This window comes from Streptomyces sp. NRRL S-1022, from assembly GCF_000720135.1.
Taxonomy (GTDB): Bacteria; Actinomycetota; Actinomycetes; order Streptomycetales; family Streptomycetaceae; genus Streptomyces.
This window is the reverse complement of the sequence record NZ_JOIU01000029.1, coordinates 85,915-92,743: the sequence shown is the minus strand read 5'-3', so window position 1 is coordinate 92,743 and position 6,829 is coordinate 85,915. Positions and strand designations below refer to the sequence as shown.

Below are 6,829 nucleotides of genomic sequence, written 5' to 3'. Positions count from 1 at the left end.
GACGGGTTCCGCCGGGAGGTACGACGTCCTACGTCCTACGTTGCCGTAGCGCGACCATAGGAGGGGTCCAGGGGGCGGTCAAGACGGCGTACACGAATGGCCGACCCCGCCGCCGCACCACGTGCGTACGCAAAGTAGCGGTGCCCGCCGTGCGCCGCGCCGCGGTACCCCGGCATTCCGGCCGAGTGTAGACGCGCAGCGTCACTCTGGGTGTGCGAAGCGTGAAATCCGGAGCGGAAGGGGAGCACAGTGGGCGTGGGCGCAGAGGCGGAGGAAAGGGTGGCGTGGTGAAGCCTGCCGTCGGCAGTCATGTAGTGGACACCCGTACCGGCAAGGTCGGCATCGTCATGGGGCACGAGGGGCCGTACGTACAGCTCAGACCCTACGGCGGCGGACGGGAGTGGGACGCGGAGCCGGGGGCGCTGCGCACCGCGAGCCCGGCGGAACGGCTGAGCGCGGCGACCGCGCACGCCAACGCCCGCAGCCGCGGCGAGGCGCTCTGAGCCGCCGCGCACCGCTCCCGGCCGCTCCGGGCCGCTCCCGGCATGGGCGAGAATGGTGCCATGAGTCTGTTCCGCGACGACGGCATCGTGCTGCGCACCCAGAAGCTGGGTGAGGCGGACCGGATCATCACGCTGCTCACCCGGAGCCACGGCCGGGTGCGGGCCGTGGCGCGCGGGGTGCGGCGCACCAAGTCCAAGTTCGGCGCCCGGCTGGAGCCGTTCTCCCACGTCGACGTGCAGTTCTTCGCGCGCGGCAGCGAGCTGATCGGGCGCGGCCTGCCGCTGTGCACGCAGAGCGAGACGATCGCCCCGTACGGCGGCGGGATCGTCACCGACTACGCCCGGTACACCGCCGGGACCGCCATGCTGGAGACCGCCGAGCGGTTCACCGACCACGAGGGCGAGCCGGCCGTGCAGCAGTACCTGCTGCTCGTCGGGGCGCTGCGGACGCTCGCCCGGGGCGAGCACGCGCCGCACCTGGTCCTCGACGCCTTCCTGCTGCGCTCCCTCGCCGTGAACGGGTACGCGCCCAGCTTCGACGCCTGCGCGAAGTGCGGGATGCCCGGCCCCAACCGGTTCTTCTCGGTGGCCTCCGGCGGTTCCGTCTGCGTCGACTGCCGGGTGCCCGGCAGCGTCGTACCGTCCCCGCAGGCCCTGGTACTGCTCGGGGCGCTGCTTACGGGAGACTGGGAGACGGCGGACGCGTGCGAGGCGCGGTACGTCCGCGAGGGCAGCGGGCTGGTGTCCGCCTACCTGCACTGGCATCTGGAGCGCGGGCTGCGTTCGCTCAGGTACGTCGAGAAGTAAGAGGGAGACGAGAAGCACATGGTCGTTCGCGGGATCCTGGGGCGCCAGCGGCGCGAGTACAAGGCGCCGGAACCGCACCCGTCCGGTGCCCGCGCGCCCAAGCTCCCGGGTGAGCTGGTCCCGAACCACGTCGCGATCGTCATGGACGGCAACGGGCGGTGGGCCAAGGAGCGGGGGCTGCCCCGCACCGAGGGGCACAAGGTCGGTGCCGAGCGGGTGCTGGACGTGCTCCAGGGCTCCATCGAGATCGGCGTGCGCAACATCTCCCTGTACGCCTTCTCCACCGAGAACTGGAAGCGCTCGCCCGACGAGGTCCGCTTCCTGATGAACTTCAACCGCGACTTCATCCGCCGCACCCGCGACCAGCTCGACGAACTCGGCATCCGGGTGCGCTGGGTCGGCCGGATGCCCAGGCTGTGGAAGTCGGTCGCCAAGGAGCTGCAGGTCGCCCAGGAACAGACGAAGGGCAACGACCTGCTCACCCTGTACTTCTGCATGAACTACGGCGGCCGCGCCGAACTCGCCGACGCCGCGCAGGCCCTCGCCGAGGACGTGAAGGCGGGCCGGCTCGACCCGTCGAAGGTCAACGAGAAGACCATCCAGAAGTACCTGTACTACCCGGACATGCCGGACGTCGACCTGTTCCTGCGTCCCAGCGGCGAGCAGCGCACCTCCAACTACCTGCTCTGGCAGAGCGCGTACGCCGAGATGGTCTTCCAGGACGTCCTGTGGCCCGACTTCGACCGCCGTGACCTCTGGCGGGCGTGCATGGAGTTCGCCTCCCGCGACCGCCGCTTCGGCGGGGCCGTGCCGAACGAGGAACTGCTCGCCATGGAAGCCGCCATGAAGGGTGATTCCACCTCCTAGCCACCCGTCGTTCAGCCGGGCCGCCGAGGATGCGGATCATGAGACGTCTCACCCCCGTCGTCGCCCTCGGGGCCCTGCTGCTCACCGCCCTGCCCGCACACGCCTCCGGCGGACCCGCGCACCGCGAGGGCTACGGCACGAAGGCGGCCTACTCGCCGCGGCAGAACCCGCACACCTACCAGCGGCCCCCGGCCGGTTTCGCGCCCGTCTTCACCGAGAACGTGTCCCGGCACGGCTCCCGGGCCGCGAGCGACAGCGCGGACGGCGACCTGGTCCTCGCGCTGTGGGAGCAGGCCGAGGCGGAGGGGCGGCTCACCGGCACGGGGGAGGAGTTCGGGCCCGTCGTCCGCGCACTCCAGGCCGCCATGGCGAAGACCGGCTACGGCAACCTCAGCGGGCGCGGCCGGCAGGAGATGGCGGACACGGCCGTCCGGCTCCAGCGACGGCTGCCGTCCCTGTTCAGGAAGATCGCCGACGACGGGGAGAAGATCGACGTCGTCAGCTCCGGGCAGGGGCGGGCCGTGGCCAGCGGCACCGCCTTCACCGACGCCCTCGCCGGCGCCGAGCCCGCGCTGAAGCCGCTGATCGGTCCGGTGCGCACCGACAAGGACCTGCTGTACTTCCACAAGGCGGCGGGCGGTGCCGCCTACCGCGACTACATCGAGAACGACCAGCGCCTGAAGGACACCCTCCACGGCATCACCGACCAGCCGAAGACCCGCAAGACCGCGAACAGCGTCCTGCGGAAGCTGTTCGAGGAGCCCTTCGTCGAGCGGATCGGCGACCCGGTGGGCGCTGCCCAGGCCGTCTACAACCTGTACGCCATCGCCCCCGCGATGAGCGCGGAGAGCCCCGAGGGCAGGGGCTGGGGCATGGAGCGCTTCGTCTCCCGCAAGGACGCGGCCTGGTTCGGCTACGTCTCCGACGCCGAGGACTTCTACGAGAAGGGGCCCGGCTTCACCGGCAGCGACATCACCTACAGGATGGCGGACGTCCTGCTGGACGACTTCTTCCGGCAGGCCGAGGCCAAGCGGGCCGGCACCAGCGGCCTCGGGGCCGAACTGCGGTTCAGCCACGCCGAGGAGATCATCCCGCTGGCCGCGCTGATGAGGCTGCCGGGCAGCACGCGGCCGGCGGAGCCGGGCACGGCGTACACGTACGCCGACAACCCCTGGCGCGGGGCGGACGTGTCCCCGCTGGGAGCCAACATCCAGTGGGACGTCTTCGCCAAGGGCGACCGGTACCTGGTCCGGATGCTCTACAACGAGAAGGAGACGGCCTTCAAGGCCGGATGCCGTCCGATCGCCGAGGGCAGCGCCTTCTACGACCTCGACGAGCTGGAGCGCTGCTTCGGGCGGAGCTGAGCCCGGCTTCCCGCGCCCTCGGAGGGCGCGGGGAACCGCGCGAGGGGACGGCCGTTCAGCTCGCCGCGCAGTCGGCACACGTGCCGAAGATCTCCACGGTGTGCGCCACGTTGACGTAGCCGTGCTCCGCGGCGATGGCCTCCGCCCACTTCTCGACGGCCGGGCCCTCCACCTCCACCGCCTTGCCGCAGGCGCGGCAGACCAGGTGGTGGTGGTGTTCGCCCATGGAACAGCGCCGGTAGACGGACTCGCCGTCGGAGGTGCGCAGGACGTCGACCTCGCCGGCCTCGGCGAGGGACTGCAGCGTGCGGTAGACCGTGGTGAGCCCGACCGAGTCGCCCTTGTGCTTGAGCATGTCGTGCAGTTCCTGCGCGCTGCGGAACTCGTCGACCTCGTCCAGGGCCGCCGCCACGGCTGCCCGCTGGCGGGTCGCGCGGCCCTTCACGGGCGGTCCAGCGGTCGTCACCGGTTGCCTCCTCCACGTCTGGCGTCTGCCCGGGCCATTGTGCCAGCCCGGGCTGTCGGCGGTCAGACGCCGATCTCCTCGCCGGCCCCGCGCGCGGCCGGGATCGAGCACTCCGCCGGGTCGCCGGCGGGCTGGGCGGCGGCCGCCGCGCGGGCGCGTCGCCGGGCCAGCGGGGCGGCCAGCACGGTCAGCGCGAGGAACGCGGCGATGGTCAGCAGGACGATCGTGGCGCCGGGCGGGACGTCCTGGTAGTACGACGTGATCGTGCCGCTGACGGTCACGGCCACGCCGATCGCCACCGCGATCACGAAGGTGACGGCGAAGCTGCGGCTGAGCTGCTGCGCCGCCGCCACGGGGACGACCATCAGCGCCGACACCAGCAGCAGGCCGACGACCCGCATGGCGACCGAGACGGTGACGGCCGCGGTGACCGCCGTCAGCAGGTTCAGGGCCCGCACCGGCAGCCCCGTGACCCGCGCGAACTCCTCGTCCTGGCTGACCGCGAACAGCTGGCGGCGCAGGCCCAGGGCGACCAGCAGGACGAACGCGGCGAGCACGCAGATCGCGGTCACGTCGGACGGGGACACCGTCGAAAGGGAGCCGAACAGGTACGACACCAGGTTGGCGTTGGAGCCGCCCGGCGCGAGGTTGATCAGCATCACACCGCCGGCCATACCGCCGTAGAACAGCATGGCCAGCGCGATGTCGCCGCGGGTCCGGCCGTACCAGCGGATCAGCTCCATCAGGACCGCGCCGAGGACGGAGACGGCCGTCGCCATCCACACGGGGGACGTGGACAGCAGGAAGCCGAGGCCGACGCCGGTCATGGCCACGTGTCCGATGCCGTCGCCCATCAGGGCCTGGCGGCGCTGGACCAGGTAGATGCCGATCGCGGGCGCGGTGATGCCGACCAGCACGGCGGCCAGCAGCGCCCGCTGCATGAAGGCGTAGTTCAGGAAGTACATCAGCTCAGCAGTCCCGTGCGGATCGGTTCGGCGCCCGCCGGTGCGTGCGGGTGTACGTGGTCGTGGCCGGGCAGCGCGTGCTGGCCGACCGCGCGCGGCGGCGGCCCGTCGTGCAGCACGCAGCCGTCGCGCAGGACGACCGCCCGGTCGATCAGGGGCTCCAGCGGGCCCAGTTCGTGCAGCACGAGCAGGACCGTCGCACCGGCCTCGACCTGCTGCTCCAGCGTCCGCGCCAGCACCTCCTGGCTGGCCAGGTCGACCCCGGCCATCGGCTCGTCCATGATCAGCAGCTCGGGTTCGGCGACGAGCGCGCGGGCGATCAGCACCCGCTGGTGCTGGCCGCCGGAGAGGGCGTCCACCGGGTCCTTGGCGCGGTCCGCCATGCCGACCAGCTCCAACGCCCGGCGCACGGCCTCCCGGTCGCTCCTGCGGAAGACGCCGAAGCGGGTGCGGGACAGCCGGCCCGCGGAGACGATCTCGGTGACCGTCGCCGGGACCCCGCCCGCAGCCGTCGTGCGCTGCGGTACGTAGCCCACGCGCGCCCAGTCCCGGAAGGACCGGCGCGGGGTGCCGAACAGCTCGACGGTGCCGCCGCTGACCGGCACCTGGCCGATGACCGTGCGGATCGCCGTGGACTTGCCGGAGCCGTTCGCGCCGAGCAGCGCGACGACCTCGCCGCGGCCGACGGTGAGGTCGATGCCGCGCAGGACGGGACGCGCGCCGAGTTCGGCGGTCACCCCCCGCAGGGCTATGACAGGCGGGCTGGTCATGTCGTCTCCCGTCACTTGGCGCCCAGTGCCTTCCGGAGCGCCTTGAGGTTGGCCTGCTGGACCGCGAGGTAGTCGCGGCCGCGGGACTGGTCGGTGATGCCCTCGATCGGGTCCAGGACGTCGGTCCTCAGGCCCGTGTCGTGCGCGAGGGTCCGGGCGGTCTTGTCGCTGACGAGCGTCTCGTAGAACACGGTGGAGACGCCGTCCGCCTCGGCCATCCGCTCCAGGTCCCGGACCCGGGCGGCGCTCGGCTCGGACTCGGGGTCGAGGCCGTTGACGGCCTCCTCGGTGAGGCCGTAGCGCTCGGCGAGGTAGCCGAAGGCGGCGTGCGTGGTGAGGAAGACCTTGCTCCGGGTGTGGGCGAGGCCCTGCCGGAACGCGGAGTCGAGGGCGTCCAGCCTCCCGACCAGCTTCACGGTGTTCTTCCGGTAGTCGGCCGCGTGCTCGGGGTCGGCCTTCTCGAAGGCTTTGCCGACGCCCTCGGCGACCTGGGCGTAGCGCTCGGGGTCGAGCCAGATGTGCGGGTCCTTGCCGGCGGACCCCTCGCCCTGGTGGGTGTCGTGCCCCGCCGCGTGGCCGCCGACCTCGTTGCCGTGCTCCTCCAGCGTCGTGAAGGAGCCCGCCTCGATCTTGGTCCCGACCGGCGACTGGGCCACCGCGTCGTCGACGGACGGCTGGAGGTTCTTCAGGTACAGCACCGCGTCGGACTCCTCCAGCGCGGCGATCTGCTGCGGGCTGATCTCCAGGTCGTGCGGTTCCTGGCCGGGGGAGGTGAGGGTGGTGACGTGGACGTGCCGGCCGCCGATCTGCTCGGCGAGGAACTGCATCGGGTAGAACGACGCGACGACGTCGAACTTGGAGGTGCTGACCGCTGCCGCGCTGTCGGAGCAGCCGGTGAGGGTGCCGGCCGCGAGGGCGGTGACCGCGGCGACCGCGGCGGCGAGTATGAGGCGCCGCGCGCCGGCGCGGGTGCGTCGTCGTACGTTCATGACAGTCATTTTCAACAAACATGGAAACCGTTGTCAACAACGCTCACCAGGTGGTCTCGGGCGGGGGCCGATTTGGTTGTGGGGGAGCCTGCGCCGGT

Annotated in this window: 8 protein-coding genes; 4 read left to right on the top strand and 4 right to left on the bottom strand. The window is 71.9% G+C overall.

All coding sequences use genetic code 11. The features are described from left to right. Positions 1-287 precede the first annotated feature (287 nt). Genes IG05_RS0134135 through IG05_RS0134120 form a run of 4 tightly spaced genes read left to right on the top strand, consistent with a single transcriptional unit; the run spans position 288 to position 3,541 of the window. Positions 288-503, top strand: a complete 216-nt coding sequence (locus IG05_RS0134135; protein WP_030347947.1) for a hypothetical protein — start codon at positions 288-290, stop codon at positions 501-503. A 60-nt stretch (positions 504-563) separates the two neighbouring features. Next, positions 564-1,310, top strand: coding sequence for a DNA repair protein RecO (gene recO, locus IG05_RS0134130; RefSeq protein WP_030347946.1), 747 nt, complete (start codon positions 564-566; stop codon positions 1,308-1,310). An 18-nt stretch (positions 1,311-1,328) separates the two neighbouring features. Then, entirely contained in the window at positions 1,329-2,177 is an 849-nt protein-coding gene (locus IG05_RS0134125) for an isoprenyl transferase (RefSeq protein WP_030347945.1), read from the top strand. Between the two features lie 38 nt (positions 2,178-2,215). Further along, positions 2,216-3,541 carry a histidine-type phosphatase gene (locus IG05_RS0134120; protein ID WP_030347944.1) on the top strand — a complete coding sequence of 442 codons (1,326 nt, stop codon included), beginning with the start codon at positions 2,216-2,218 and terminating at the stop codon, positions 3,539-3,541. A gap of 55 nt (positions 3,542-3,596) precedes the next feature. Here the strand turns inward: IG05_RS0134120 and IG05_RS0134115 are convergent, their stop codons facing one another. The 4 genes from IG05_RS0134115 to IG05_RS0134100 all read right to left on the bottom strand — a co-directional run bounded on the left by IG05_RS0134115 (position 3,597) and on the right by IG05_RS0134100 (position 6,731). Next, positions 3,597-4,007 carry a Fur family transcriptional regulator gene (locus IG05_RS0134115; RefSeq protein WP_030347943.1) on the bottom strand — a complete coding sequence of 137 codons (411 nt, stop codon included), beginning with the start codon at positions 4,005-4,007 and terminating at the stop codon, positions 3,597-3,599. Between the two features lie 62 nt (positions 4,008-4,069). Then, entirely contained in the window at positions 4,070-4,972 is a 903-nt protein-coding gene (locus IG05_RS0134110; RefSeq protein ID WP_030347942.1) for a metal ABC transporter permease, read from the bottom strand. Continuing rightward, entirely contained in the window at positions 4,972-5,742 is a 771-nt protein-coding gene (locus IG05_RS0134105) for a metal ABC transporter ATP-binding protein (protein WP_030347941.1), read from the bottom strand. The genes IG05_RS0134110 and IG05_RS0134105 overlap by 1 nt, the downstream gene beginning before the upstream one ends. Positions 5,743-5,753: 11 nt before the next feature. After that, positions 5,754-6,731 (bottom strand): metal ABC transporter substrate-binding protein, encoded by a 978-nt coding sequence (locus tag IG05_RS0134100; RefSeq protein WP_030347940.1) that lies wholly within the window; start codon positions 6,729-6,731, stop codon positions 5,754-5,756. Positions 6,732-6,829: the final 98 nt, after the last annotated feature.

Excerpts from the sequence above, each read along its gene's own strand:
- IG05_RS0134120 (WP_030347944.1), top strand. The coding sequence starts at position 2,216 with ATGAGACGTCTCACCCCCGTCGTCGCCCTCGGGGCCCTGCTGCTCACC.
- IG05_RS0134105 (WP_030347941.1), bottom strand. The coding sequence starts at position 5,742 with ATGACCAGCCCGCCTGTCATAGCCCTGCGGGGGGTGACCGCCGAACTC.
- IG05_RS0134125 (WP_030347945.1), top strand. The coding sequence starts at position 1,329 with ATGGTCGTTCGCGGGATCCTGGGGCGCCAGCGGCGCGAGTACAAGGCG.
- IG05_RS0134100 (WP_030347940.1), bottom strand. The coding sequence starts at position 6,731 with ATGAACGTACGACGACGCACCCGCGCCGGCGCGCGGCGCCTCATACTC.
- recO (WP_030347946.1), top strand. The coding sequence starts at position 564 with ATGAGTCTGTTCCGCGACGACGGCATCGTGCTGCGCACCCAGAAGCTG.
- IG05_RS0134110 (WP_030347942.1), bottom strand. The coding sequence starts at position 4,972 with ATGTACTTCCTGAACTACGCCTTCATGCAGCGGGCGCTGCTGGCCGCC.